This window comes from Bradyrhizobium sp. Y36 (assembly GCF_002531575.1).
Classification (GTDB): Bacteria; Pseudomonadota; Alphaproteobacteria; order Rhizobiales; family Xanthobacteraceae; genus Bradyrhizobium.
Window position 1 is genome coordinate 73,266 of sequence record NZ_NWTI01000019.1, and the last position, 25,121, is coordinate 98,386.

The 25,121-nt window shown below is 65.7% G+C and carries 25 protein-coding genes; 16 read left to right on the forward strand and 9 right to left on the reverse strand.

Annotation, left to right across the window (positions count from 1 at the left end):
• Nucleotides 1–21 precede the first annotated feature (21 nt).
• Nucleotides 22–465 (reverse strand): DUF5330 domain-containing protein, encoded by a 444-nt coding sequence (locus CO669_RS26695; protein WP_097662926.1) that lies wholly within the window; start codon nt 463–465, stop codon nt 22–24.
• Between the two features lie 408 nt (nt 466–873).
• On the opposite strand from CO669_RS26695, the gene CO669_RS26700 reads away from it, so the two are divergent.
• The 4 genes from CO669_RS26700 to CO669_RS26715 all read left to right on the forward strand — a co-directional run bounded on the left by CO669_RS26700 (nt 874) and on the right by CO669_RS26715 (nt 4,190).
• Nucleotides 874–2,730 (forward strand): PAS domain-containing sensor histidine kinase, encoded by a 1,857-nt coding sequence (locus CO669_RS26700; RefSeq protein ID WP_198964280.1) that lies wholly within the window; start codon nt 874–876, stop codon nt 2,728–2,730.
• Complete coding sequence (locus CO669_RS26705; protein ID WP_097662928.1) at nt 2,723–3,427, forward strand: peptidoglycan-binding domain-containing protein; 705 nt, start codon at nt 2,723–2,725, stop codon at nt 3,425–3,427. The genes CO669_RS26700 and CO669_RS26705 overlap by 8 nt, the downstream gene beginning before the upstream one ends.
• Nucleotides 3,428–3,582: 155 nt before the next feature.
• The gene (locus CO669_RS26710) at nt 3,583–3,792 is read left to right on the forward strand and encodes a hypothetical protein (protein WP_198964281.1); all 210 of its coding nucleotides are present in this window, start codon (nt 3,583–3,585) and stop codon (nt 3,790–3,792) included.
• 53 nt (nt 3,793–3,845) lie between these two features.
• Nucleotides 3,846–4,190, forward strand: a complete 345-nt coding sequence (locus CO669_RS26715) for a DUF1491 family protein (protein WP_097662930.1) — start codon at nt 3,846–3,848, stop codon at nt 4,188–4,190.
• A 147-nt stretch (nt 4,191–4,337) separates the two neighbouring features.
• Here the strand turns inward: CO669_RS26715 and CO669_RS26720 are convergent, their stop codons facing one another.
• Entirely contained in the window at nt 4,338–5,315 is a 978-nt protein-coding gene (locus tag CO669_RS26720; protein ID WP_097662931.1) for a DUF2336 domain-containing protein, read from the reverse strand.
• Nucleotides 5,316–5,568: 253 nt separating this feature from the next.
• Here CO669_RS26720 and CO669_RS26725 point away from each other — a divergent pair, with 253 nt between their 5' ends.
• From CO669_RS26725 to CO669_RS26735, 3 genes are all read left to right on the forward strand, one after another.
• Nucleotides 5,569–5,757 (forward strand): hypothetical protein, encoded by a 189-nt coding sequence (locus CO669_RS26725; protein ID WP_097662932.1) that lies wholly within the window; start codon nt 5,569–5,571, stop codon nt 5,755–5,757.
• Nucleotides 5,758–5,773: 16 nt separating this feature from the next.
• The gene (locus CO669_RS26730) at nt 5,774–6,535 is read left to right on the forward strand and encodes a hypothetical protein (RefSeq protein WP_097662933.1); all 762 of its coding nucleotides are present in this window, start codon (nt 5,774–5,776) and stop codon (nt 6,533–6,535) included.
• Nucleotides 6,536–6,701: 166 nt separating this feature from the next.
• Nucleotides 6,702–8,492 carry a WG repeat-containing protein gene (locus tag CO669_RS26735; RefSeq protein WP_143278742.1) on the forward strand — a complete coding sequence of 597 codons (1,791 nt, stop codon included), beginning with the start codon at nt 6,702–6,704 and terminating at the stop codon, nt 8,490–8,492.
• Between the two features lie 12 nt (nt 8,493–8,504).
• Here the strand turns inward: CO669_RS26735 and CO669_RS26740 are convergent, their stop codons facing one another.
• The gene (locus CO669_RS26740) at nt 8,505–9,365 is read right to left on the reverse strand and encodes a LysR family transcriptional regulator (protein ID WP_097662935.1); all 861 of its coding nucleotides are present in this window, start codon (nt 9,363–9,365) and stop codon (nt 8,505–8,507) included.
• 93 nt (nt 9,366–9,458) lie between these two features.
• Between CO669_RS26740 and CO669_RS26745 the strand changes: the two genes are divergently transcribed.
• Nucleotides 9,459–10,295, forward strand: a complete 837-nt coding sequence (locus tag CO669_RS26745; protein WP_097662936.1) for an MBL fold metallo-hydrolase — start codon at nt 9,459–9,461, stop codon at nt 10,293–10,295.
• Nucleotides 10,296–10,886: 591 nt separating this feature from the next.
• Here CO669_RS26745 and CO669_RS26755 read toward each other — a convergent pair.
• From CO669_RS26755 to CO669_RS26765, 3 genes are all read right to left on the reverse strand, one after another.
• Nucleotides 10,887–11,465 (reverse strand): amino acid synthesis family protein, encoded by a 579-nt coding sequence (locus tag CO669_RS26755; protein ID WP_097662938.1) that lies wholly within the window; start codon nt 11,463–11,465, stop codon nt 10,887–10,889.
• A gap of 8 nt (nt 11,466–11,473) precedes the next feature.
• A complete protein-coding gene (locus CO669_RS26760; RefSeq protein ID WP_097662939.1) occupies nt 11,474–12,337 on the reverse strand; it encodes a fumarylacetoacetate hydrolase family protein in 864 nt (287 codons plus the stop codon).
• A 105-nt stretch (nt 12,338–12,442) separates the two neighbouring features.
• The gene (locus tag CO669_RS26765) at nt 12,443–13,144 is read right to left on the reverse strand and encodes an FCD domain-containing protein (protein ID WP_097662940.1); all 702 of its coding nucleotides are present in this window, start codon (nt 13,142–13,144) and stop codon (nt 12,443–12,445) included.
• Nucleotides 13,145–13,251: 107 nt separating this feature from the next.
• On the opposite strand from CO669_RS26765, the gene CO669_RS26770 reads away from it, so the two are divergent.
• From CO669_RS26770 to CO669_RS26800, 7 genes are all read left to right on the forward strand, one after another.
• Nucleotides 13,252–14,244: a zinc-dependent alcohol dehydrogenase family protein gene (locus tag CO669_RS26770; protein WP_097662941.1), complete on the forward strand. Its 993-nt coding sequence runs from the start codon at nt 13,252–13,254 to the stop codon at nt 14,242–14,244.
• 16 nt (nt 14,245–14,260) lie between these two features.
• Entirely contained in the window at nt 14,261–15,166 is a 906-nt protein-coding gene (locus CO669_RS26775) for a VOC family protein (RefSeq protein WP_097663022.1), read from the forward strand.
• 129 nt (nt 15,167–15,295) lie between these two features.
• Nucleotides 15,296–16,273: a tripartite tricarboxylate transporter substrate binding protein gene (locus tag CO669_RS26780; RefSeq protein ID WP_097662942.1), complete on the forward strand. Its 978-nt coding sequence runs from the start codon at nt 15,296–15,298 to the stop codon at nt 16,271–16,273.
• A gap of 115 nt (nt 16,274–16,388) precedes the next feature.
• Nucleotides 16,389–16,754, forward strand: coding sequence for a hypothetical protein (locus CO669_RS26785; protein WP_097663023.1), 366 nt, complete (start codon nt 16,389–16,391; stop codon nt 16,752–16,754).
• Nucleotides 16,755–16,856: 102 nt separating this feature from the next.
• The gene (locus tag CO669_RS26790; RefSeq protein WP_097662943.1) at nt 16,857–17,249 is read left to right on the forward strand and encodes a FixH family protein; all 393 of its coding nucleotides are present in this window, start codon (nt 16,857–16,859) and stop codon (nt 17,247–17,249) included.
• A gap of 79 nt (nt 17,250–17,328) precedes the next feature.
• Complete coding sequence (locus CO669_RS26795) at nt 17,329–18,750, forward strand: efflux RND transporter periplasmic adaptor subunit (RefSeq protein WP_097662944.1); 1,422 nt, start codon at nt 17,329–17,331, stop codon at nt 18,748–18,750.
• The gene (locus tag CO669_RS26800) at nt 18,747–21,935 is read left to right on the forward strand and encodes an efflux RND transporter permease subunit (protein ID WP_097662945.1); all 3,189 of its coding nucleotides are present in this window, start codon (nt 18,747–18,749) and stop codon (nt 21,933–21,935) included. Before CO669_RS26795 ends, CO669_RS26800 begins: the two co-directional genes overlap by 4 nt.
• 35 nt (nt 21,936–21,970) lie before the next feature.
• Here the strand turns inward: CO669_RS26800 and CO669_RS26805 are convergent, their stop codons facing one another.
• The 3 genes from CO669_RS26805 to CO669_RS26815 are packed head-to-tail and all read right to left on the reverse strand — an operon-like array spanning nt 21,971 to nt 24,408.
• Nucleotides 21,971–22,777 carry an ABC transporter permease gene (locus tag CO669_RS26805; protein ID WP_097662946.1) on the reverse strand — a complete coding sequence of 269 codons (807 nt, stop codon included), beginning with the start codon at nt 22,775–22,777 and terminating at the stop codon, nt 21,971–21,973.
• Entirely contained in the window at nt 22,774–23,370 is a 597-nt protein-coding gene (locus CO669_RS26810) for an ABC transporter ATP-binding protein (RefSeq protein WP_097662947.1), read from the reverse strand. Before CO669_RS26810 ends, CO669_RS26805 begins: the two co-directional genes overlap by 4 nt.
• A gap of 3 nt (nt 23,371–23,373) precedes the next feature.
• Entirely contained in the window at nt 23,374–24,408 is a 1,035-nt protein-coding gene (locus CO669_RS26815) for a Cj0069 family protein (RefSeq protein WP_097662948.1), read from the reverse strand.
• A gap of 474 nt (nt 24,409–24,882) precedes the next feature.
• Here CO669_RS26815 and CO669_RS26820 point away from each other — a divergent pair, with 474 nt between their 5' ends.
• Entirely contained in the window at nt 24,883–25,116 is a 234-nt protein-coding gene (locus CO669_RS26820) for a hypothetical protein (RefSeq protein WP_097663024.1), read from the forward strand.
• Nucleotides 25,117–25,121: the final 5 nt, after the last annotated feature.

The following is a 25,121-nucleotide window of genomic DNA, read 5'->3' on the forward strand; positions in this document are numbered from 1 at the left end:
GAAATCGATAGGGTTTGGGCGCTAATTCGCCGGCTGCGGGCCGCGCCATTCGAGTGCGAGGTCGTCCTGGCTCAGCGTGTCACGCGGTGCTTCGCTCGAAATGGCGTCGCCTTCGCCGACCATCGCGATCGAGCCGGTATGGTCGGGCGCCTTCTTCTCGTTCTTCTCGTTCTTGTCGTTCTTCTCGTTGCCGATCTGATCTTTTTTGTCGTTGATGATCTGGTAGATCTTGCGCGCGCCGTCCTGGGCGCGCTGGCCGATGATGGTCGCCGCCTGTCCGCCGACCTCGCAGGCCGCCGGCTGGCGCTTGCAGAACTGAGTCATGTCGGAGACGGCCGCAGTCGCAGCCTGCACCGCGTCGGCGGCGCCGATCTGCGGCAGCTTCTCCGATTCGGGTGTCTTGTCCCTGGGCAGGAGCACCAGCACCAGCCCGAGCCAGAATGTGATGCGGAGCAGAAAGCGCATCTTAGCGACCTGTACCTTCGATCCCCACCGCGGCGATCTCCGCGGAAGTCGGACCTAGCAACTCTCGATAAATCGCAAGTGATTGCCTTGAGCTTAATTCGCGGAAAATTTACGCAAAATTCTTCGCGATCGACGGTGTCGTAAATTTTCGATTGACGCCGGCGCCCGTGATTTTGCCGGCGCGCATGTCCACCAATTCGAAACCATGAAAAGGACGGTGAAACCCTGTGTTCACCATCCTCGCCGAAGACGTCGTCAAATCGTCTAAAAAGCCCCGCGATGTCCCGGCGTCCGGCCGCACGCCGCGGCGCCTTAGCACTCGTTTAAGGTCGCTCTGACACGGTGGCTCAACGACAAGGAGGCGTTCCGGCGCGTCTTCTCAGACGATTGAGCCGAAGCGCGAGACCCGTGACAGTTTTGAGTATCATCCGCGATTGTCTCGATGCACTGCTGCATCCCTCCGCGCGTTACGATGCGCTGATGCGAGCGCGTCATCGTGCCTTCATGGCGCCGCGGCTGCTCGGCAGCCTGGCCGCCTTTGCCGCATTCCCGGTCTATCTCGCCATGCGCGGCGCGCCGAATGCGGTCGAGGTCGCCGCTTTCGCATGGCTGATCGCCCCGATCCTGCTGTCCTGGTTCCTGTCACGCACCGGCCGTTATGAAGGCGCGCATGTGCTGTCGTCGCTGGCGCTGTCCGGCCTGATCATGGCGGTCGCGGGCTCTACGGGCGGCATCGACTCATTTGCCGCGGTCTGGCTGGTCGTGGTTCCCCTCGAGGCCGCGCTGTCGGCCTCGCGCCGCGTCGCCGCCTTCGCGTCCTTGCTCGCGTTGTCCTGCGCGGGACTGCTGATTCTCGGCAGCCAGCTCGGCTGGCTGCCCTCCGCAGACACCAGCGCCGCAGAACGCGGCGTGCTGATGGCATTCGGCGTCGCCTCGGCGACGCTCTATGCCGCTGGCCTCGCCTTCGGCGCGGAATCGCTCGCGCGCACCAGCGTTGGGCTGCTGTCGCGCGAGGAGGAGCGTTACCGCCTGCTGGCCCGCAACATGAGCGACGTCGTCTCGCGGCATCGGCGCAACGGCGCGGTGCAGTTCATCTCGCCGGCGGCGGAGGCCATGCTCGGCATACCCGTGGCGCAACTGCTCGGTCATGGCCTGTTCGACCGCGTCCATGTCGCCGATCGCCCGGCCTATCTCACCGCGCTGTCCGATGCCGCGCGCGGCGACGTGCGCAGCGTCGAGTTCCGGCTGCGGCGTGAGCCGGATGGTTCCGAGCGCGGTCAGATCGATTTTCTCTGGGTCGAGATGCGCTGCCGCCCGCTCGATTCGGAGATGGGCCGCGACGTCACGCGCGAGGCCGAAGTCGTCGCCGTGATGCGCGACGTCACCGACCACAAGCTATCCGAGCAGGCGCTGGAGCAGGCGCGCTGCGCCGCTGAAGCCGCCGATGCCGCCAAGACGCGCTTCCTCGCCACCATGAGCCACGAGCTGCGGACGCCGCTCAACGCCATCATCGGCTTCTCCGAGATGATCGCGCAGGAGCAGACCTTGATGCTGGGTGCGGCCCAGCGCAAGGAATATGCGGAGCTCATCCACGCATCCGGCCAGCATCTGCTGTCGGTCGTCAACGGCATCCTGGACATGTCGAAGATGGAGTCGGGCAATTTCGAGATCGCGTCCGAGCCGTTCGCGCCGCGCGCCTCGCTCTTGCATTGCTGCAATCTGCTGGCGCTGAAGGCGCGGGAGAACGGCATCGACCTCATCACCGACGCGCCGCAGGACCTGCCGGTCATGACCGGCGATCCCAGGGCCTTCAAGCAGGTCGTGCTCAATCTCGTCGCCAACGCCATCAAGTTCACCGAGCGCGGCGGCCAGGTTTCCGTCTCCGCTGCGGTGACCGGATCGCAGCTGACGCTGCGCATCAGCGACACCGGCGTCGGCATCGCGCCCGACGACCTCAAGCGCATCGGTGCGCCGTTCTTCCAGGCGGGCAAGACCTATCAGCGCCGTCACGAAGGAACCGGCCTCGGACTTTCGATCGTGAAGAGCCTCGTGGCGTTGCATCTCGGCGAATTGACGGTACAAAGCAAGCTGGGGGAGGGCACCGCCGTCACGGTCAAGCTGCCGCTCGTCTACACGCCGCCGCAAGTCAAGCCGGCCGATGAGAAGGCGAGCGAGAGCAAGATCGCGACCCTGACGCCGGCGTTGCGCCAGGAGACTGCGGACCAAACTCAGGACCAACCCGCTCTGGTGAAGAAAAGTGCCTAGGAAGTTGAACAAGGACGGAGCCGCTCCGCGCCGCCGTGGCGCCAAGGCCGCGGTTGTCGACGTCGAGACCGAGCGCAACCTCGTGATGCGCGTGCTGCTGCACAGTCCCAAGGACACGCTGGCCGGCCTCGTCGCCGTCGCCGCGATCGGTGCGATCGTCGCCAACGCGCTGTTCCTGCAGACCGGTCGGCATCCGGCCCCGATGTTCGGTACGGTGATCAATCTTCCCGCGCCGTCATCCGTCTCGCTGCCCAATCTACTGCCGCGTCCGCGTCCCGTCGGCGCCGACACGTCGCCGCTGGAGCCGCGCGCGACCGAGTTCCGCGCCGAGCCCAAACCTGCCGAAAGAGCGGTCGAAAAGCCCGTGGAGAAACCGGTCGAGGCGACCGCATCGACGCGCGCGAACGATCCCATGACCAATCTGGTCAAGGCGACGACCTCGACGCCGCCCTCCGCCATGCGTCCGCCGGCTCCGATTCCCGTGCCACAGAGCCCCGCCGCGCGGCGTATCGCCGGCGTGCAGCGCGCGCTGTCCGAATACGGCTACGGCAATCTGAAGATCACGGGCACGATGAGCGGCGAGACCCAGTCGGCGATCCAGAAGTTCGAGCGCGAGCACAAGATGCAGGTCACGGGTCAGTTGTCCGACCGCCTGCTGCGCGAGCTCGGCGCCGCGATCGGCCATCCCGTCGAATAGCCGCGCCGTCCGCTGTCATTGACGCGGATCAATCTTCGGGTTCTCGCGCCGGCAGCCCAGGCCGCGTCCCGCAGGCGCGATTTGCTTGGGATCAATGACGGCCGCCAGCTTCGGGGACCATGATCGCCCATCTTCAACGAAGAAGAGAGGGTGTCATGTTCAAGGTCTCGGTCCTCGTCTGGATCATGCTGGGGACGGTGCTGGCAGGCGTCAGTCTGATTGTCGTGCTGATGGTGCCGAGTTTCGCCGCCGACGCCATCAGGAACATCCCCTACGCCGTGGCCACGGGATTTGCGCTCGCGATTCCGCTGTCATACCTCGTCGCACGCCAGATCCGCGGCGGGCAGGGCCTGCGCAACGTCTGACGGGCACGAGCTGAGACTGGCGGCGCGCGCCACGCTGGCCTATCGTCCGACTCATGCGTTTGAAATCCAACATATGGGTCGCGGCCTATCTGCGCCGATGCCAGACCGAGGGCGTGTTCGGCGCGGTGCGCCGTCGCGGCGCCGAGGAGGCGGGGGCGGTCTTCGTGAAAGTGTCGCTGCTCGACGGTCAGGCCATGCTCTACGCGCCGGCGCCGCAGACCTCTTACGACGACGGCCGCCCCGTCGATCGCTTTTTCGTGCCGGTCGCACCGCAGCCCTTGCCGGAGCACACCATCGAAGAACGGCTGACCAAGGAGATCCGCTTCGACCCGGACGCCTGGATCGTCGAGACCGAGGACCGCGCCGGGCGGCATTTCCTGGAATTGGCGAAGACGTAGCTGCTGTTCGCTGTTCCGTCGTGTCCCGGCTCTGAGCGCACCACACCGGACGATGCTTCGCATCGCCGGCGCGCTGCGTCGCGTCCGGGGCACGCTTGCAGTGACAAGCTTGGGCTCCGTCTCGCTCAGCGTTGACGCTGAGCCGCCTTACCGCTCCGACGAGCCGCCGGTCCCGGTGCGCACGGTCGGGCTGGAGCCGGGCTGTACGCCGGGCCGCGTCTGGTTCGCGCCGGCGCGGGCGCGCTGGCGTTCGCCGTCGTGCAGTGCCGACTGGTACTTTGCGCGGGTGACGGCGAGCGTCGAGCCGCGCCAGGCCGCCAGCAACACCAGCGCCGAGCGGTCGCTGAGACGGTCGTAGAGCCGCGACAGCCGGTACACCTCGTTCACGGAGGTGCCGATCGCCGGTTTGAAGAACAGCAGAATGCGCTGGAAGTTCGGGCTCGGCATGTCGAGCGCGCGCGCGGCGACGGCGAGCGCTTCGCCGCCGGGATCGTCGACGATCTGGGCTGCGACGCGCGATGGCAGAATCAGGCTGTCGCCGAGCTCGAGGGCGAAGTTCTCGACGTCGCCCGCGATCGCCGCCATCTCCAGGATCTGGATCGCGCGCTTGGCGCGGACGGTCGGAATGCGCGGCGCGGCCTTCAGCGGGGTTTGCGCCAGATTGTGCAGGATCAGCGCGCGCTCGGAAGGCCCGGCGCGGAAGAACATGTCGTGGATCTCGGCGGCGTCCTTCGGCTGCATCGCCATGTTCGCGGCCATGCGCTGCTCGGCCTCGGTCGGCGCGCGGACCGGGGAGGGGGCCGGTGCGGGCGCGGGGATTTCGCGCGCGAGCGGAACCCTGCGGCCTTCCTGGGCGGCGACCAGCCCGAGCTTCTGCAGCACCGGAACGGGCGTCTGCGGATAGATCGCGAGCTTCGCCTTGACGGCCGCGCGCGTGGCATCATCGACCTGGTCGATCAGCCGCGTCGCAAGCTCGACGAACTGGCGCTGTTCGTCGTCGCTGTGGACGCGCGTCTGGACATAGAGGTCGGTCAGCACGCGCAGCAGCGTCGGCCGAACATCGACGCCTTCGCGACGGGAGAGGCTCATCAGCCCGTCGAATCCGGGAAACAGCGACTTGGTCATGGAGGCGTACGCAACTCGGGAAAAATACTCGGAGCGAGCCTAGCGCGGGTTCCTTTAAAGGCTCGTTAAGGAAAACGAGGCGTGAAGCGGATCCTTAAATTTGAGGCCTTGTCGTGCCGCAACGGGACGGCGGGCCCGGCCCGTGCGGCTACGGTCCAAGCGGCACGTTTACACCCCGTTAACCATGAGCTGATCTTAATGATCGCCATGTTGCAGGAGCGTATTTGATCGCGCGGCAATTGAGAGAGCTGACATGGGGACCATCATCGAATTTCCGGCCGGTCGCCGGGTAGGCTCGTCGGGGGACGTCACACCGCGCGCGGACATGGGGACGATTCTGATCCTCCCGGTGATCCGCATCGAGCGCGAGGGCGACGAAACCAGCGGCGATCATGGACCGGAGCAGGGCACAGCGCCGGGGCGCCGTCGTCGCCGTCGCTGACATCCGGCTGCATGCAATGCCGGACACCATCCGCCAGATCCGGCCCGCTTTATCGGCCGTCCTGCTCGCATTGCTCGCCGCGACCCTTGGCGCGTGCAGCGGTGGCGATTTCGGCCGCACCCGCGCCGACATGCGCAGCGACGACATGCATCGCTGGCTCGGCGCCGAGGCCACCGGCAGCGTCGGCCTGAAACCTTCGCAATTCCAGCTGACCGACGAGGAGCGCCAGCTGCGCGACCTCGCTTATCCCATGATCGAGCCGCCGCTGTCGCGTCCCGCCTGGAAGAGCGTGTTCGGCGACTACAAGGCGATGCCCTCGCCCTGGCGGCAGAAGATCGTGTTCGACCGCACCATGTACGGGCGCACGCTGATCGACGAACCGCACCGCTCGCATTCCTCGCGCTATGCGCAGCTGATGGAGGACGTGCGCAACGACATCACCCGGTTCGAGCCGTTCTTCGCCTCCGCGATCCGCGTCATCGACCTCGACAGGAAGCGCGACGCCAGCATGGCGCGCGTCTCCGCGCTCTCGCCGAAGGAAAAGGACGACGCGGTCGCGCGCATGCAGGAGAACTCGCTGATCGTGCAGTGGGTGCAGCAGTGCCTCGAGCAGCGCGTCTCGTCCTATCGCTGGGCGCTGGAGCGCCTGGTGATCCAGGCGCCCGACGGCATGGCCGCCGATGCCGACCGCCTGATCGGCGAGCTCGCCGCCCAGACCGCCAACCCGCCGGTCCAGGCGCAGCCGCCTTACGGCCGCGCGGTCATCTCGAAGGGCTGAGCGGGAGCTCTGTCCGGTAAATCGGCCGCTGAGCCTGGGATTTTTGCGCAATGAGGTAACGTTCAGTTTGGCAAGTCGCCAACTGGTTGGCACCCGACGCTGGGGAAATGACCTAAAATCGCCGAAGTTGTGCCTGTCGTATCAAGCTCTTCGGAGGTTGTTTGCCTTGAACGGATGCGTTCGTCTTCTCGCCGGTATCGCCATAGTTCTTGCTGCAGCTCTGGCCGCGCGTGCGCAATCCGCCGAGCCTCTGCCCGCTCCCATTCCGACGGGACCCGACGATCTGGAGAACGCGGCGCGCGCGCAGGGCGCGTCGCTGATTCCAAGCTGCAGATTCGCGGGCGCTCGCTGCGGTTATCTCGACCGCAGTGGCAAGACAGTCATCGCGCCGCAGTTCGACTGGGTCGATTTGTTCGTTGGCGATCGCGCGCTGGTCGGTAGCGGCGGGAAATATGGCGCGATTGATACGACTGGTCGTTACGCGGTTGCTCCGACTTACGCGTCCATGAGCAGGTTCGATCGCGGCCTCGCGCTGGTCGTTGTTGGAAATCGCCTGGGCGCAATCAACGAGGATGGGCGAGCAATCGTTCCGGCGGAGCACGGCGCGATTATCCGGATCGCGGATGAGGCTTTTCTCGTCGCGGAGCCGCCCTATGCCGTTGGAAGGCAGCCGGACCCGCTGGGCCGCAATGTCGCTCCCTATGCATATGGCAAGCGGTGGGGCATCGTTGCAAGCGGCGGAAGCTGGATTGTACGCCCCAGTTTCGCACAGGTGAGCATGCTGTCGGAAGATCCGATCGGACTGTTCTTTGCCTCTGACTCCATGCGCGATAATGTGGGATGGCAGTTGATCCGAGCGGATGGAAGTCCTGTCAACACTGAGAGGTTCGATCATGTTCAGCTCATCCAGCGTGCTGATGATCGCGCGATCGTGCAGCGGGGCGGGCGCTGGGGCGCCGTCAACGGCAAGGGTGACATCGCCATAGATCTGAAATTCGACTGGCTCGGATACTTCCGCGATGGCTGGGCTCCCTATCGACTGGCCGGGCGCGAGGGTCGAATCGACCGGGACGGAAACATCTTGTCGGATGCGGTGGCCCAACCGCCGAGTTGGAACGGAAAGGTCGGTGCCGTCGTCGATGGCAAGTTGCTCTATACCGATCGCGCCGGCACCGTGTTGCTCGGGACGGATCACCCGAAATGCCCTGACGGTCGCCACCTGCGCTTCGAGCAGGGGAATTGGACCATCTTGACGGCCGACGACACGCCGGCGCCTGCCGTTGCGTTCCGTTACGTGCAGCTCGCGTGCAACGGGCCGTCGGTCGTCCAGTACGATAATAAATGGGGTTTCATATCGGTGGACGGCAAACTTCTGGCCGGTCGCTATTTCGATCGAGCCCAAGCTTTTCACGATGGAATTGCAACGATCGTCGATAACGGATTATGGGCCGTCATCGGCGAAGACGGATCGCCACTGCTCGGGCCACTGAAGCTCGCGCGAGGCACGGCGACCAGCGGAACCGGCGTGTACAGCATCGAATTCGAGGAAGGCTATAGGACGCTCGACAAGGCGCTGCTTGCCGAGCTCGTGCGAGATCCCAGTGTCCTCACGCATCGCCTTGCGCCGCGCCTGCCTTGGTCCGAAGGGCTCGCGGCGCAGCTTGACGACAAGACCGGTAGATGGGGGTTCATCGATGCGACGAAGAATTTCGTCATTGCGCCGCAATTCGATGCCGTGAGCCCCTTTCATCGGGGTTCTGCCTGGGCCGCCTTTCCCGACCGTCGTGAATGGTGCTCGATCGACAAGGCCGGAAACATCGTGTCCGCCGTCCAGTGTCGATGCGGCCAACCGATCATGCGTCTCGAGCACTACACGCCGCCGCCCAACGTCGCGTGCTATGACGACGGCATCCGCATTGTTCGTGGAATGCCGGTCATCCGTGGAACTGCCCACTAGCAACTTCGTCCGTCAGGACCTTCGGCGAGGAGCCGTGCGCGCGACTCTGCTTGGCTTGCGCGGCCGCTTCTGCAGTTTCCCGACAAATTCCTTCAGCGCATCCGCCAGCGGCGTGGAGGCGCGGTAGGCGAGGCCGACCTCGCGCTTCACCTTGACCTCGATCTCGCGCACGGCGACATCAGGATTGCCGCGCGCCACGCCCTCGGGGACGATGGCGACCCCGACCCCTGCGGCGACCAGTGCCATCGCCCAATCTTCCGACTGCGCGATCGCCGCGGTTTGCCGCTGCTGCGCGCCGCGGCCGAAGAACGCGCTCTGCTCGCAATGGCAGCGGTCGATCAGCGGCACGCCGGCGAGATCGGCGGTCCGGAGCTTGTCCTTCAGCGTCAGCGGATGCGACGGCGGCAGCGCGGCGACATAGCGCTCGCTCCACAGCGCGACGAACTGTTCATCCTTGCGCAGCATGCTCCTGGAGATGATGCGCGCATCGGCGGGCTCGTCGCTGCCGACGAGGCGGAGCGAAACGTCGCTGCGCGCGGTCAGCGGCTTCAGCAGCGCGATGGTCCGGGGCACGTCGAGCGTGCGCATCAGGCCGAGCGTGACATTCGTCTTGGTGCTCGGCTTCCTGAACAGGCTGCGCGCGGCATCGGTCTCGTCGATGATGCGGCGGGCGAGGGCGTGAAACTGTTCGGCGGACGCGGTCGGCGCGACGCCCTTCTTGTGCCGGACGAACAACGTGGTGCCGAGCTCCGCCTCCAGATGGGTGATGGCGGTCGAGATCGAGGGCTGCGACACGAAGCAGGCCCGCGCCGCGGCGGTCAGGTTGCGCGCGCGGTAGACGGCGGCGAAGTAGCGAAGCTCGCGGATATCCATAGGAATGGCCTAGAGATAATATCAATACTCGATATTTTACCTATGGCTGGAAGGATGACAAGAACGTCCTGCCCATAACCGGCAGGACACGCGATGAAAATCCACCATCTCAACGCCGGCACGATGTGCCCGATCGGCCGCCGCCTGGTGAACGGCAGCGGCGGCCTGTTCCAGCGCGCCCGCCTGGTCTGCCACTGTCTGCTGATCGAGACCAAGGACGGGCTCGCCCTGGTCGACACCGGCATCGGCCTCGACGACATCGCCGCGCCCGCGCGGCTGGGGCGGCGCTGGGTGCGGCAGACCGCGCCGAGGCTCGATCCCGCGGAGACGGCAGCCGAGCAGGTGAGGGCGCTCGGCTATTCGCTCGAGGACGTGCGCCACGTGCTGCTGACGCATCTCGACCGCGATCACGCCGGCGGCGTGCCCGACTTTCCCCATGCCGCGATCCACGTCCATCGCGCCGAATACGACATGGCGGTGCTGCACAAGCCGGCACCACCCGAAGGGCGCTATGTCACGGGGCAGTGGAGCCACGGCCCGCATTGGTCATTCTATGGCGAAGCCGGCGAGGACTGGTTCGGCTTCAGGGGCGTGCGCGCGCTCGGCGACAAGGAGGCGGACATCCTGATGATTCCGCTCGCCGGCCACACGCTCGGCCATTGCGGTATCGCGGTGCGATCGGGCGATACCTGGCTGCTGCATGCCGGCGACAGTTACTTCCACCATGCCCAGCTTGATGCATCGCCGCGCATGCCGTTGATGCTCGGCTACTTCCAGCGCCGTGGCGACATGGATCGCGACATGCGGATCGCCAACCAGGAACGGCTGCGCGCGCTGAAGCGCGATCACGGCGATCGCGTGAGCATCGTCAACAGCCACGATCCCGCCGATTACGAGCGTTGCCGCTGCGGAGGGCATCCACTGTCATGAGACCAATGTTCGGCCAACAGATGGGCCCAAGTTCTGACAATTCGTGCTATGGATGTCGCCTGAACGCCAGGCGGAGCCAGTGTCGTGATCTGTGAAAAGTCTCGTGATCGGTTGGCTCTGGCGCTTCGGCGCTACGTGGCGGGACGTATCAGTAACGACGATTTGGCAGGGATCAAAGTTGATTGGCGGGATCGCGGTGCGGTTGCGGTCCGCCAGATGGCATGGAGCCTCTACGACGATACGAGGCACCACTATGCCACAGGCAGGCACGCGATAAACTGCAGCGGCAAGCGGATAGTCGCAAGGTGGATCGTATTCCTGCATAGCGACAGGGAATATCTTTGGCCTGACTATTCTTTCATTCAAATCATCAATTGGCCCCTCAACTTGTTGACCCTTGGCTGGTGGGAGCGCCGCAAGAACATTCGTCGCCGGGAGTTTAGGCGAGCAGGGGACTTCGCTGCGTGGCCGTTCATAGCGATGACTGACCTCGATGCGGAAGCGCAAGAGCCACGATACTTGTCAGGGCTGCGTCGGCATTGACTTCCGCTGTGAGGCTGTTGCGGCGCGCATTGAGCGCGCGCTGACGCATCACCGCTGCCCGTCGTGCACGGCGATCTCCGACGCCTTGAGGCCGCCGATGCGCGCGTGGGGGCGGCCGCCGGTGGCCATCACGAGGCCGAAGGCGATCTCGTCGCGGCGCGGTGCGTCCCACAGCGTCATCTCCGCGGTGCCGAAATGGCTGCGAACATAGGCGGCATGGATGTGGCCGAGCGGCACCATCAGGCGGGTGCCGGGTCCGCCGATGGTCTTCGCCGCCGGCACGATCGCTTTGGGTTGCCCGAGCATCTCACGCATGCCGTGGCCGCCGGCTTCATGCCAGACGGCGCCGTGCTCGAGCTCGCCGTCCTCGCCGACGATGATGCCCTTGCCATAGGCTTCGATCCGCGGGGCGCCGCCGAGCTGCGTGATCAGATCGGTCGCGAGCGCGCGCCCGAGTTCGCGCAAGGACGCCTGGAACGGCATCAGGTCCGGCTCGTAGCGGCCGGCGAAGGGATTGCGGATTACCGCGATGGCGGTGCCGACCAGAAGCGGCGTCTCCAGCCGGGGGCCGCGCTCGTGCCAGACGGTCTCGACGCCGAGCGAGGTCTTGCGAATGTCGTAGGACATGAGTGGCTTTACGCCTCGTCCACGACGGGATTGCGGAGCACGCCGATATTCTCGATCTCGACCTCCACCACGTCGCCCGGCTTGAGGAAGACCGGCGGCTTGCGGGTGAAGCCGACGCCGGCCGGCGTGCCTGTCGCGATGACGTCGCCGGGCACGAGGTCGAAAATGGTCGAGCAATATTCGATCAGCCGCGGGATCGAGAAGATCAGCATCGAGGTGTCGGAGGACTGCACGGTCGCGCCGTTGACGCGCGTCTCGAGCTTCAACTTGGTGGGATCACCGATCTCGTCCGGCGTGACCAGCCACGGCCCGAACGGGCCGGTGCCGACAAAATTCTTGCCCGAGGCGATCTGCTGCGCATGACGCTGCCAGTCGCGCACGCTGACGTCGTTGTAGATCGAATAGCCCGCCACGTGAGTCCACGCGTCGGCCTGGCTGATGTGGCGGCCGCCCTTGCCGATGACGACGGCGAGCTCGCCCTCCCAGTCGAAATTGTCCGAGACCTTCGGCCGGATCACCGGCGCGTTGTGGCCGACCTGCGAGCGCCAGACCCGCAGGAAGATCGGCGGAAACTCGGTGATCTCGCGCTTCATGCCGAACGCCACGGCTTCGTTGTGGTGATCCAGATAGTTGCGCACGGCGCAGACGATCTTCTCGGGGCGCGGGATCACCGGCAGATATTTGACGTCGCCGAGCGCCAGCGTGGGCTTGTGCCCGGCGACGATGGCCTCGCGTCGCGCGTAATCGTCGCTGCCGAGAAATTCCGCGAGCGTCGGGTACTGCGGCAGGGCACGGCCGAGATCCACCACGCCGTTTTCGACAACGGCGCCCCAGCTTTCCCGATTTCCATCCAAGAACGACAGCAGTTTCATGGTTCCGCCCCGAGGGTTCTGTTTAAAGGTTCCAATTTTCGATCTAATGCATTATTTTCGAAAATACGGCGCGATGCAAGCCCGCCCTGTGAAAATGCCGGTCGCCTATTCGGTGTCGAGCAGGTGGGCCGCGTATGTCGCGACGTTGTCGGCGGTCGAGCGGATATGGCTCTCGATCAGCTGCACGGCGAGATCGGCATTGCGCGAGATGGCGGCCTGCATGATCGCCTGGTGCTCGCCGGCCTTGTCGCGCGGGCGCGGCCGGAAATTCGCCGACAGGTGCCGATAGCGCTCGGCGCGATCGAACAGCTCGGCGCGAATGGCGAGCAGCGTCGCCGAGCCGCACGCCGACACCAGCGCCTCGTGGAACTGGCGATGGGCGATCTTCCACTCGGGATCGCGCAGGGGATGCTCGGGGTCGCGCTGCTCGATTCGCTTCAATCTATGCAGCGTGGAGATCACGGCGATTTCCCAATCGTCGTCGCCCCGCTCGATCGAGCGGCGGATCAATTCCACCTCGACCAGCACGCGCGCATCGGTGACCTCGATCAGGTCCTGGCGGCTGACCGGCGCGACGCGGAAGCCGCGCTGCTCCTGCGCGTCGACGAGGCCTTCCGCGGCCAGCGCCGTCAGCGCCTCGCGCAGCGTCGTAAAGCTCGCGCCGAACCGTTCGCGCAGCACGTCGAAGCGCAGCGGCTCGTTCGGCGCAAGCGCGCAGGCAATGATCTCCTCGCGCAGCCGATGCGTGATGTCGGCGGCGATGGTCTTGCCGAATTCCTTGCGGGGACGAATGGCGCTGTCGGGCATGGCTCAGCCAATGAATCGATGGCCCAAGATGCCGCGGCAACGACCATCTTGCAATAATTTTCGTAAACGGTATGATTTTCGAAAATATGGCCTGGGGAGTGTGAGGCATGAGGGCGGTGCTGGTGCGTCAGCCGGGTGGGCCGGAGGCACTTGAGGTGGTCGAGCGTCCGGTGCCCGCGCCGGGCGCAGGCCAGGTGCAGATCCGGGCCGAGGCGTTCGGGGTCGGGCAGCCCGACGTGCTGATCCGGCGCGGCGTCTACAAATGGATGCCGCCGTTGCCGGCCAATCCGGGCAACGACGTCGCGGGGCGCATTTCCGCACTCGGGCCCGGTGTCGAGGGCTTTGCGATCGGCCAGAAGGTGCTGCTGAGCGCGCGCGATCTCTCCCAGCGCGGCGGTTGCTATGCCGATTATGTCGTTGCGCCCGCGGACGCCGTGCACACGCTGCCGGACAATGTCGATCTGCAAGCCGCGGTGTGCCTCTCGAACTACCAGGTCGCCTACGCGCTGCTGCACGAGTGCCGGCATCCGCGCGCGCCGGGAAGCGTGCTCGTGATTGGGGCTGCCGGCGGCGTCGGCACCGCGCTGGTGCAGTTGGCGAAGCTTGCCGGGATGACCGTCATCGGCACGGTCTCGACCGAGGAGAAGGCCGCGTTTGCCAGGGCGAACGGCGCCGATCACATCATCTTCTACCGCAGCGAGGATGTGGTGGCACGCGCCCGCGAGCTGACGGATGGCGAGGGCGTCGGCCTCGTGCTCGATCACGTCTGCGGGCCGGAATTCACCGCCTATCTCGGCGCCCTCGGCAAATGGGGCACGCTGCTGTCGTACAATGCCTTTGCCGGATTGCCGGAAGAGAATTTGATGGCGGCGATGCGGGATCATCTCGACATCTGTCCGGCGATCCGCTGCTTCTCCTTCCACATCTACGATCATGATCGCGACGGGCGCCGCGCCCTGATGCGCAACGTGATCGATGCGCTGAGCCGCAATGCCATCAGGCCGGCGATCTCGGCGGTCTTGAAGCTCGATGAGGTCAGAAAGGCGCATACGCTGCTGGAGCAGGGTTCGGCGCTCGGCAAGATCATCATGATTCCATGAGGGGATGGACCGCACGATGACGACACAACAACCCATCGCACGCTTCACCCGGCTGCGGCACGCGACCTTCACCTCGCCCGATCCGGAGCGGCTGCTCGATTATTATCGCGGCGTGATCGGTCTCGGCCTCGTTGCCCGCGACGGACAACGTCTGTTCCTCGCCAACGATTCCGAGCAGCTCTCGCTCGTGATCGAGCCCGGCGATGCCGCGCTGAAGAGCATCGCCTTCGAGATATCTCCCGATGTCCAGATGGAAACGCTGGGCGCCGCGCTGAAGCAGGCCGATTTGCGGCCCGAGCTGCGGAGCGATCCGCTGCCGGGCGTCGCCAGGCTGTTGTCGTTCACCGATCCCGAAGGCACGCGCTTCGAGCTGATCCAGGGCTGGACGCCGACGCCTGCGCAGGAGCGGATCGGTGCGCTTGCCGTCGCCAAGCTCGGCCATGTCGCGCTGCGCACGCCCGATCCCAGGGCCGCGTCGGACTTCTTCGCAAACGTGACGGGCCTGCGCGTCTCCGACTGGATCGAGGACCGCTTCGTCTTCATGCGCAGCGGCTACGAGCATCACACGTTGAATTTTGCCCGCGCCTCCGATCGGGCCCTGCATCACTTCGCCTTCGAGCTGCGCGGCCCCGAGCACATGCATCGGGCCTGCGACCATCTCGCGCGGCACAAGCTGCCCGTGCTCTGGGGCCCGGTACGCCACGGCCCCGGCCACAACACCGCGATTTATCACCGCAATCCCGACGGGCATCTGGTTGAGCTGTTTTGCGATCTCGACCGCATGACCGACGAGGCGCTCGGCTATTTTGACCCGCGTCCGTGGCATCGCGACCGTCCGCAGCGGCCCAAGGTCTGGGTCGGGCTGCCGCGCGACGTCTGGGGCATGCCGCCGTCGCCCGAATGCACGGAGTTCGCGCGTTAGAGCATGATCCGGAAAAGTGTGAAGCGGTTTTTCGAACGGATCATGCTCGCACTTTAACGGCTTCGATCACGACTTGAAGACGCCGCGCGCGTTGCGGCCAACGACATAAGATCAAAGGGAGAAGCATCCATGCGAGGGATGAAGCGGCTTGCTGCGGCCATTTTTCTGTTGGGCGGTTGTCTGGTGACCGGCGCTGCAGCGGCGGATACCTACCCGTCGCGTCCGATCCGCCTGCTGCATGGCTTTGCCGCCGGCGGCGCGGCCGACACGCTGTCGCGCATCATCGCCGACGGGCTCTCCAAGAAGCTCGGCCAGCCTGTTATCGTCGAGGCCAAGCCGGGCGCGGGCGGCAACATCGCGGCGGACGCGGTCGCCAAGGCGGCTCCCGACGGTTACACGCTCGGCCTCGTCACCGGCGCGCATGCGATTTCCGCGGCGACCTACAAGAGCCTGGCTTACCAGCCGGCCGAAAGCTTCGAGATGATCTCGACGCTGGTCTACTACGCGCTCGTCATCGCCGTGCGCAACGACTACCCCGCGAAATCGCTGGGCGAGCTCATCGCGATGGCCAAGGCCAAGCCGGGTTCGCTCAGCTTCGGATCGGTCGGCTTCGGTAGCACCCATCACCTCGCAGGTGAATTGCTCAACGCCACCGCGGGCGTCGAGATCGTGCACGTGCCGTATCGCGGCGACTCTCAATCCACCACTGCGCTGCTCGGCGGCGACGTTCCCGTCATCGTCGGCACGCCCGTCCTGCTCGCCCCGCAGATCCAGAGCGGCGCGATCCGCGGTCTCGCCGTGACCTCGCCGACGCGCACCGCGCTGCTCCCCGATGTCCCGACCGTGCAGGAGGCCGGGATCAAGGGCTACGACGTGCGCACCTGGGCCGGCCTGCTGGCGCCGAAAGGGACGCCGCCCGCGATCATCGCCGCACTCAATGCTGCGACGCTGGATGCGCTCGCCGACCCCGAGCTCAAGCAGCGGCTGGAGACGGCCGTCGGCGGCGAGGTCCGCGGCAGCTCGCCGGAGGAGATGAAGAAGCTGATCCAGACCGAGATCGCCAAATGGACCGGCGTGGTCGAGAGGGCGAAGATCCCGAAGATCTGAGCTGCGGCCCGCAGACGTGTCTCGCTCACGAATGCTTGACCGGGATCAACGAATGCCTCCGGCACCGGAGTATGTTACTAGGGAGGCATTCTGGTCCGAAGGTAAGTCGATATTGATGCGGTTCGTCCGTACCATCCTGGCATTCGCAATCGCCATTTCCTTGGCGATGCTGCCCGTTGGCGCGTCGGCTTCCCATCTCGCCATGTCGCCGGACGACATGCAGGCGACCATGCAGATGGGCGGCGACGCCGGGATGTCGATGGACGATTGTTGCCCCGACATGAAGGGGACGCCGTCCGAGACCGGCGGCTACAAATGCGGGATGGGTTTTTGCTGCGTCGGCGGGCTGGTCGCGCTCGACGACATCAGGCCCGTCGCCTTCGGCCATGTCGCCGTAGCGGCGAGCACCCTTCCCATTCCTGAGGATCAGGTCGTCACCATCGGCGGCGGCAGTCCTCCCTTCCGACCTCCTCGAATCTGATCTCGCCAAGCCCGAAAGACGCGTGCGGCATGCCCCGCGCGCGGGGACTGACGTGCGCGTGTGATGCGCCACGGCGAAAGATCAGATCATGAGGACAGGACTATGCTTTCCAAATTCAGCACCGCGGCGCTCGCCGCCACCCTTTCGCTCGCCGCTTCCGCCGCGATGGCGGGCCCCGGCGACTACGCCTTCGAGCCCGTCACGGCGCAGATGAAGAAGGGCGACGACGTCACGCTCTCGGTTCGCCTGACCAACAAGCAGACCGGCAAGCCGGTCGCGGACGCCGTCATCTTCAAGACCCGCGTCGACATGGCCCCGGACGGCATGGCCGAGATGGAATCGGCGGTGGCGCCGCTGCCGTCCCAGGAGCCGGGCGTCTACGTCTTCCGGACGGACCTGCCTATGGCCGGCCGCTACCAGGTCACGCTGTCGGCGAAGGTGCAGGGCGAGGCGGAGACCGTCACCGGCAAGGTGATCGTCACGGCGACCAAGTGAGCGTGCGGACGCCGCCCGCGGCGTCCGCACTTCATTTTCCCATTCATATGGACGCGCACCGAGCGCGCGAAGACACACCATGAAGACGCTGCGTCTCCTGACGATTCTCGCTCTCGGCGGCGGCCTTGCCCTGAGCGCATACCGGTTCTCGAATGACGGACGCTGGTCCGCTCATGCCGAGGTGACCTCCGCCGCGGCGCCAGCGGACCGGGTGCCGCTCTACTACCGCGATCCCAGCGGCGCGCCGCTATGGTCCGCGGCTCCGAAGAAGGACGACCGCGGGCGCGACTATTTGCCGGTGTACGATGACGAACAGGCGAGCGCAGTGGCTCCGAAGCCGGCGCAGCCGGAATCATCGCGTAAGATCCTCTACTACCGCAATCCCATGGGCCTGCCCGATACCTCGCCGGAGCCGAAGAAGGACCCGATGGGGATGAATTACGTCCCCGTCTACGAAGGCGACGACGCCGACGACGGCACGGTGAAGCTGTCGCCGGGCAAGATCCAGCGCACCGGCGTGAAATCCGAGCCGGTCGGGCGACGGGCGATCCGCGTCACTGTCAAAGCGCCCGGCACGATCCAGCTCGACGAGCGCCGCGTCTCGGTGATCGCGATGCGCGCGGAAAGCTTTGTGCAGAAAGTTGCCGACGTCACCACGGGCACGCGCGTGACGGCAGGTCAGCCGCTGATGGAGATCTACAGTTCGGCCGTCGCCTCCGCCGCGGCCGAATATCTCGCGACGATCACCTCCAAGACGGTGGGCGGCGTCGAAGTCTATGGCCGCGGCTCGCGGCAACGGCTGGTCAATCTCGACGTCCCCGAACCCGTGATCGCCGAGATGGAGCGGACGCGGGTCGCGCCCGTCACCATCCATTGGTCGGCGCCGCGCGGCGGCATCGTGCTCGAGCGCAACGCGATCGAGGGCATGCGCGCCAATCCCGGCGACGTGCTGTTCCGGATCGCGGATATCTCGCAGGTCTGGGCCCTGGTCGACGTCGCCGAGCGCGATCTCGGCAACGTCGCGGTCGGGCAGCCCGTGGCGGTGCGCGCGCGCAGCTTTCCCGGCCGCAGCTTCAGCGGCAAGATCGCGGTCGTTTATCCCCAAGTGAACCGCGACACCAGGACGGTTCGCGTCCGGATCGAGCTCGCCAATCCCGATGCCGCGCTGCTGCCGGACATGTATGTCGATGCCGAGATCGACACGGCCGACGCCGCGCCGGTGCTGGCGATTCAGGATAGCGCGGTGCTCGACACCGGCACGCGCCAGGCCGTCCTCGTCGACAAGGGAGAAGGGCGCTTCGAGCCGCGCGAGGTGAAGCTCGGCCGGCGCGGCGGCGGCTATATCGAGGTGCGCGACGGGCTTGCGGACGGCGAGGCCGTGGTCACATCCGCCACTTTCCTGATCGATGCGGAAAGCAATCTGAAGGCCGCGCTCAAGGGCTTTGCCCAGGCGGCGCCTCCGGCTCCCGAACCGGGCCATGCGACGGGAGAGCACAAATGATCGCCCGCGTCATCGCCTGGTCGGCGCGCAACCTTCTGCTGGTGCTGTTCGGCACCGGCTTTGCGGCCGCTGCCGGCCTCTATGCGCTGGTCCACCTGCCGCTGGATGCGATCCCGGACCTGTCGGACACCCAGGTCATCGTCTACACCGAATATCCCGGCCAGGCGCCGCAGGTGATCGAGGACCAGGTCACCTATCCCCTGACCACGGCGATGCTCACCGTGCCGAAATCGAAGGTGGTGCGCGGCTTCTCCTTCTTCGGCGTGTCCTTTGTCTACGTGATCTTCGAGGACGGCACCGACATCTACTGGGCGCGCTCGCGCGTGCTGGAATTCCTGAACGGCGCGGCGTCGCGGCTGCCCGCCGGCGTCAGCCCGACCATCGGGCCCGATGCCACCGGCGTCGGCTGGGTCTACCAGTACGCGGTGGTGTCGAAGGAGCTGAACCTCGCCGATACCAGGACGATCCAGGACTGGAATCTGAAGTTCGCGCTGGCCAAGGCCGAAGGCGTCGCCGAGGTCGCCAGCATCGGCGGCTTCGTCAAGCAGTACAACGTCGTGCTCGATCCGCAGCGGATGCGCGATCGTGGCATCGGCATGCAGAAGATCCGCGACGCCATCCGTGCCAGCAACGCCGACGTCGGCGGGCGCACCGTCGAGCTCGCCGAGTTCGAATACGTCATCCGCGGCAAGGGCTACATCAAGAACATCAACGATCTCGGCAACATCGTGCTGAAGACCAGCAACGGCACGCCGGTGCTGCTCCGCGACGTCGCCCATGTCGAGCTCGGGCCGGACGAACGCCGGGGCATCGCCGAGCTGAACGGGGAGGGTGAGGTCGCCAGCGGCATCGTGCTGCAGCGTTTCGGCGTCAACGCCCTCGACGTCATCGAGAACGTCAAGAAGCGCTTCGGGGAGATCGCGAGCAGCCTGCCGAAATCGGTCGAGATCGTGCCGGTCTACGACCGCTCCAGCCTGATCTACGCGGCCATCGACACGCTCAAGCACACGCTGTTCGAGGAGAGCATCGTCGTCGGTCTGGTCTGCATCGTGTTCCTGCTGCATGTGCGCAGCGCGCTGGTCGCGATCCTGATGCTGCCGGTTGGCGTGCTGATGGCGTTCGGCGCCATGAAGCTGCTCGGCCTCGGCTCGAACATCATGAGCCTCGGGGGCATCGCGATCGCGATCGGCGCCATGGTGGATGCCGCCATCGTCATGATCGAGAACGCCCACAAGCATCTCGAGCGCGCCGAGCCCGGCGCATCGCGGGTACAGATCCTGATCGAGGCCGCCTCCGAAGTCGGGCCCGCGCTGTTCTTCAGCCTGCTGATCATCACCGTGTCGTTCATGCCGATCTTCACGCTGGAATCGCAGGAAGGGCGGTTGTTCAGCCCGCTCGCCTTCACCAAGACCTTTTCGATGGCCGCAGCGGCCTTGCTGTCCGTGACGCTCGTGCCGGCGCTGATGGTGATCTTCGTCCGCGGCCGGATCGTGCCGGAGAGCCGGAACGTCATCAATCGCTTCCTGATCTGGATCTACCGTCCGGTGATCAAGGGCGTGCTGCGTGCCAGGACGTTGGTGATCCTGGCCGCGCTCGCCGTGCTCGCGGTCACGATCTGGCCGGCAAGCCGGCTCGGCACCGAGTTCATGCCGACCCTGAACGAGGGCACGCTGCTCTACATGCCGACGACGCTGCCCGGCATCTCCGTCACCAAGGCCGCCGAGCTGATGCAGACCCAGGACCGCATCATCAAGTCGTTCCCCGAAATCGCCTCCGTCTACGGCAAGGCGGGACGGGCGGCGACCGCGACCGACCCGGCGCCGACCGAGATGTTCGAGACGGTGGTCAATCTGAAGCCGAAGGAGGCGTGGCGTCCCGGCGTCACCATCGACAGCCTGATCGCGGAGATGGACAAGGCGCTGCAGTTCCCCGGCGTCTCCAACGCCTGGACCATGCCGATCAAGGCGCGCATCGACATGCTCTCCACCGGCATCCGCACGCCTGTCGGCGTCAAGGTCATGGGCACCGACCTCGTCGAGATCGACCGGCTGGCGCGGCAGGTCGAGCGGGTGATCAAGAGCGTTCCGGGCACCTCGTCGGCCTACGCCGAGCGCGGCATCGGCGGCTATTATCTCGAGATCGTGCCGGACCGCGAGGCGCTCGCGCGCTACGGCATCCTGATCCAGGACGTGCAGGACACCATCGCCGCCGCGCTCGGCGGCCAGACGGTGACGACGACCGTGGAGGGACGGCAGCGCTTCGCGGTGAACATGCGCTACCCGCGTGACCTCCGCGACAATCCCAAGGCGATTGCCAGCGATATCCTGGTGCCGATGCCGGCGGGCGGCGCCGTGCCGCTTGGCGAGGTCGCCAAGGTCGAGCCGGCTCGCGGGCCGACCTCGATCCGCACCGAGAACGGCCAGCTCGCGACCTACATCTATGTCGACATCCGCGATCGCGACATCGGCAGCTACGTCGCCGACGCGCAGCGCGCCGTGACGGAGAGCATCCAGTTCCCCGCCGGCACCTATGTGGTCTGGAGTGGCCAGTACGAATATCTGCAGCGCGCCGCCGCCCGCCTGAAGATCGTCGTGCCCGTGACGCTGACGATCATCTTCCTGCTGCTGTACCTGAACTTCAGGGCGCTGACCGAGACGCTGATCGTGATGCTGTCGCTGCCGTTCGCGCTGGTCGGCGGCATCTGGATGATGTGGTGGTTCGGCTTCAACCTGTCGGTCGCGGTCGCCGTCGGGTTCATCGCGCTCGCTGGCGTTGCCGCCGAAACCGGTGTCGTGATGCTGATCTATCTCGACCACGCGCTCGCCGAGATGAAGGCAGGGCGCAGCGCCGAGGGCCGCGCCGCCACCCGACGCGACCTCCACGACGCCATCATGGTGGGCGCGGTCGAGCGCGTCCGGCCCAAGATGATGACCGTGGTCGCCATCATGGCCGGCCTGCTGCCGATCATGTGGAGCACCGGTGCGGGATCGGAGATCATGCAGCGCATCGCGCTGCCGATGATCGGCGGCATGATCTCGTCGACGCTGCTGACGCTGGTCGTGATCCCCGCGATCTTCGGCCTGGTGAAGGGGCGGGGGCTGCCTGATGGCGAGCAGCCGGCGCTTGCCGAGGAATGTTTGGTCGAACGAGGGTACGGCATGCATGCGCCAGAAGCCGCCGAGTAGGCGACAAGCCCGATGCAGAGACCGAACCCAGGCATCTAAGCGGACTTTTCAGCGAGAACACGATCGAGGCGTAGTCGATGCCGATGATCGGTAAGAAGACGAGCGCCTCCCAGCACCGCAGCGAGAGTTCCCAATCCGGTCCCGCCGGCGATCAAGAACATGATCAAGAGCTGATATTTGACGGCGTCGATCGGTTCGACGCCTGCCAGGATTTGGCCGGTCATCATTCCCGGCAAAGAGACAAGGCCGATCGCGGCCATCGCGTTGATGGTCGGCATCAGTCCGCTCCGCATCGCATCGCGCAGGGCAGGCAGCAGCGCCTGGTATCGCGTCCCGCCAAGAGCAAGGCTGGCTTCCACGGCGGCCCGTTCACGCACCAGGCCATTGGTCAGCGCATCCAGGCCCAGGCTTATTCCTGTCATGGTGTTGCCCAGGATCATGCCCAGCAATGGCAGCGCATAGCGCGGATGATACCAGGGATCCGGGCGAAGCTCCGTCAGAAGCGAGAAAATCGTGACGGTACCGGCCGCGAGCAGCGTGCATCCGGCGCCCAAGCCGTAGCTCCACATACCTGGCAGGCGCCGCTTTTGCCGCGCGATGATCTCTCGTGATGCGAACAGAACCATGATGCAGGCAGCGAGGGCGGTCCAGAGCAGCGAGACTGCGGCAAACAGGAACGTCAACACGTATCCTACGAGCACCAGCTGAACCACCATCCGCACGGTCGCAATAGCCAGTTGTCTTTCGAGCCTGAGTCGGAGAGCAAGCGAGAGAGCGCCGTCCATCACCACAAGAAGTGCGGGCAGGACCAGATCACCGTAGGCCAGCTGGATGTAAGTCACGGCCGGCTGTCCCCGATGCGCCCGTCGGCGCTCATCACGAATATCCTCGACGCAACACGGCTGGCCTGGGCGCTGTCGTGAGTGCTCCAAACCACACTCGTTCCATTCGCAATGCGTTCGGCGATCAAGGATTCCACGGCCGCAGTCGATGCCGAATCGAGTGCCGACGTCGGCTCGTCCAGGAGAAGAACCCGCGACCGCAGCATCAGCGCCCGTACAAGTGCCAACCGTTGGCTCTCTCCGGTCGAAAGCCTTTGGACCGGCCAGGGACCGCAACTGCTGGGCAATCCCAATCTTGTGACCAGAGGGAGCGCATCGTCCCATCCGCTGAAGTGATCCTGCACGATGTCTGACCACCAGCCCGGCTCGGCAGCGAGGTAAGTGACTCGCTTTCGCCAGGCGGGGGCGGGCATTGCCTCCCTGAGCGTTCCGTCCAGCGTGACCGTTCCCTCGTTGGGGTCGAGATCAGCGATGGAGCGAAGCAGCAGGGTCTTCCCGACGCCAGAAGGGCCCTGCAGGGCGACGCATTCGCCGTCCTGCAAGTCGAATGAGACAGAGATGTGCAAACGCCTGAGTGCGCGGACCGTCAGCATGTGTCAGAGCTTGCGCTGCAGCCGATCGGCAACCCGCGCGGCGATCTCCGCCGGCGCCTCGTCCGGGTAAGGATACACCGAGCTGACATTGATCTCGCCGAGTACATAGCTGTCTGTCCCGTCGGGAAGGACCGGACCAAGCATGAAGTCGGCGTCCCAGATCATCGGCAGGTCACCTCGCGCGATGTCTAGCAACGCGGTCAGCTGCGGTGTCCACTCCTCTTCCATCAGGCGACGCAGCCGCTGGAAGCGCGGGTCTGCGTTGGACGTGTACAGCCGCGGTCCGGCCTCGGAACGTGCGGTCGGCGAGTCGACCAGGGCTTTGACTTTGTGGTGGCCGAAGCCGGCGCAGCGATCACTTGCCATATAGCAGCGCATCACACCTTCGCTCAAGCGAGGCTGGAACGGCTGATCGATCACGCTGCCGCTTTCGAAATACTCGGCGCAACGGCGGACAAAATCATCCAGCGCCAGTTCCTCGGATCCGTCCCTGGTCGCGTCAAGCACCTTGATCATCGGGGAGCCCGGCAGCCTCTCGACTTTCCAGACGCCCTGACCGCCGTTGCCCCGGTTGCGCTTGATCACCCGCGGCCCGGTGGCGAGGCGTGTCGGCAACTCGGCGCGCATGGCCGCGGCGGTTTGATATAGAGCCGTGTCGCATCCCCACCCCATCGAGCGGGTACGATAGAGGACCTCCTTGGTGCCCATCTTGAGAATGACGTCCGGATGAGCGCTGACCCACACGCCGCGTGCGGCGACGTCCCGCAGCAGCGCGTCGAGATCGGCGCGATTTCGACCGTCTTGAATAGGGTTAACCCAGACCAGCACCCCGTCCGCCGCGAGCAACTGATGCCGCACCTCCTCAGCGAAACTTTCATCGTAGATCGCGGGGCGTGCCTCGATGCCGAGTGCGGCGAGGGCTTCGAAGAGGTGCACGAAGCGGCTGTTCCGCGGGTTGGCGTCCTGGCGCGCTGCAGCGTCGCCGCGGGAGAGAATGGCCACGGAAGGTCGAGAAGAGGGCTGTCGTTCGGTAGTCATGCGCAAGCTCCACGGATGGCGTGCTGCGCAGAGCTTGGACCGAGGCCTCACGGGGAGTCTGCTTTGTCCCCACGCGAGGAACAATAATGCGACCGTCCGCGCGTTTCAAGACGGCGGTCGGCGCTCTGTTCCTGCCGTGAACCCTTTGCGCGCTGGCTGGCGATCGGCAGGCTCGCTCTGGGCACATGCCGGTTGACAGCCTCCGGGCCTAGGGGTTCTATTTGCGGACCGGGGACGGGCGATCTCCCCGTGAGGCGACAAGCCCAAGCATCGCGTCCTGATCACCAAGGGCGCAGCATGCCATTATATACCCCCGATACATCCGACGGATTGTCCCGGCCTCGGCACGACGCCTGCGCCGATCGCACCGGTGCGTGCGGGTTGCTGCGTCCGTCCGGGCACCAAGCCGGGATGTAGAGGCAAGATCGCGAGACCGACTTCGCCTGGGGCAGGGACATGACCAGGAGAACGATCATGCAGCCATCAACAATCTTCAGCACAATTCTATTGCTTGCGATCGCAGCCGGGCCGACGAGCGCATACGCCCTCACGCAGGAAGAACTCGTCGCCAGGATCCAGGCGGCCGGCTACGCGCAGGTCAGCGACATCAAGGCGACCGCCGAGGGTATCACGGCCAAGGCGGTGAAGAACGGCAAGGCGGTGACGCTCGTCGTCGACAGCAGCGGCCAGGTCAAAGAGCGACACTGAGACAA